The 1,561-nt window shown below is 74.1% G+C and carries 3 protein-coding genes; 2 read left to right on the plus strand and 1 reads right to left on the minus strand.

Annotated elements, in window-relative coordinates; genetic code table 11:
* Positions 1 to 384 (minus strand): aminotransferase class V-fold PLP-dependent enzyme (locus ACG2DA_RS22715; RefSeq protein ID WP_395258967.1); only part of this gene is annotated, 384 nt, incomplete at its 3' end.
* Between the two features lie 108 nt (positions 385 to 492).
* Here ACG2DA_RS22715 and ACG2DA_RS22720 point away from each other — a divergent pair.
* Positions 493 to 1,128 (plus strand): carbonic anhydrase, encoded by a 636-nt coding sequence (locus ACG2DA_RS22720; protein WP_395258969.1) that lies wholly within the window; start codon positions 493 to 495, stop codon positions 1,126 to 1,128.
* Entirely contained in the window at positions 1,125 to 1,556 is a 432-nt protein-coding gene (locus tag ACG2DA_RS22725; protein WP_395258971.1) for a hypothetical protein, read from the plus strand. The genes ACG2DA_RS22720 and ACG2DA_RS22725 overlap by 4 nt, the downstream gene beginning before the upstream one ends.
* The last annotated feature ends 5 nt before the right edge of the window (positions 1,557 to 1,561 follow it).

Consider the following 1,561-nt stretch of genomic DNA (forward strand, 5'->3'; position numbering starts at 1 on the left):
CCACGGCCGCAGGCGCCAGCGGCCGGCGGCGGCGCCGGCGGCGAGGGGGGCGGCGACGGCGGGGTGCTCGCCGGGGGTGAGGAGGACCGTGGTCGGCCCGCTGCCGGGCGCTTCGTCGCCGAGGCGGGGTCCGCGGATCAGGCCGGCGAGGGCGAGGTTGGCGGCTTCGGTGCCGCCGCTGGTGAACACGACCTCGTCCGGCGCCGCCCCCAGCGAGTCGGCGAGCGATTCGCGGGCGTCCTCCAGAACCCGCCGGGCCCGCCGCCCGGCCGCGTGCCGACTGCCGGGGTTGCCGGTCGTCTCGCGGAGGTGCTTCGCCACGCACTCCACCACCGCCGGCTCCGGCGGCGTGGTCGCGTTGCGGTCGAGGTCGAGGAACGACACGGGCGAATCGTACGGGGCGGGCCGGGAGGCGGGCGGCGGCGGGGCGGGTCGCGTTATACTGCCGGGCGTCACGATCGACTTCCGCGCTCCCCTAGCACCTCTTTCGCGATGTCCCGCCTCGTCGACGGCGTTCGTCACTTCCGCTCCGCCGAGTACCCCAAACGCAGCGATCGGTTCCAGTCGCTGGCCGGGGGGCAGAGCCCCAACGCGCTGTTTATCTGCTGCTCGGACAGCCGCGTGAACCCCACGCTGCTGACCAACTCCGAGCCCGGCGACCTGTTCGTGGTGGAGAACGCCGGCAACATCGTGCCCCCGCCCGGCCGCCCCGGCGGCGGCGGGGAGCACGGCACCGGCGGGGAGGTCGGGACGCTGGAGTACGCCGTCCGGGCGCTGAAGGTGCCGGAGATCATCGTCTGCGGCCACGCCAAATGCGGGGCGATGGGCGGGCTGATGGCCCCGGAGAGCCTGGAATCGCTGCCGCTGGTCGCCGACTGGGTGAGCCACAGCGCCGCCGTCCGCGAGCGGGTGAACGCCGAACTGCCCGACGCCTCCCAGGAGGAGAAGGTCGACGCCGCCATCAAGGCGAACGTCCTGCTCCAACTGGAGCACCTCCGGGCCCACGACTGCGTGAAGGAGGCGCTCGCCGCCGGCACGCTGACCCTGTCCGGCTGGGTGTACGACTTCGTCAGCGGCGAGGTGATCCGCTGGGACGAGGATCAGCAGAGCTGGGTCGAGATCGCGTGAGCGGCCCGGCGCTCCGGTTCGCCCTGCTGGCGCATGACTGGCCGACGCCCGGGTTTCCCAATCCGCACTTCGACCTGCTGATCGAGGACCCGCGGCTGACCGGGGAGACCCGCTGTCGCACCTGGCGGCTGCGGGCCGACCCGCGGTCTGGATCCGCGGTCGAGGCCGAGCCGATCGCCCCGCACCGGGCCTTCTATCTGGACCACGAAGGCCCGGTCAGCGGCGGCCGCGGCACCGTCGCGCGGCTGGACGGCGGCAGCGCGACGTGGGAAGCGACCGACCCGGCCGTGGTGCGCCTCGACGGCGCCCGACTGCGGGGCCGCTGGCGGGCGGCGGGGGGGAGGTTTGAACCCGTCCCTGACGACAGCGAGTCGAACGCATTTCCGTTTCCCCTCGCGGTGGGCAACGCCAGCGTCCCGGACCCTTGAAGGGT

Origin of the sequence: Alienimonas sp. DA493 (genome assembly GCF_043951915.1) — a bacterium.
Taxonomy (GTDB): Bacteria; Planctomycetota; Planctomycetia; order Planctomycetales; family Planctomycetaceae; genus Alienimonas.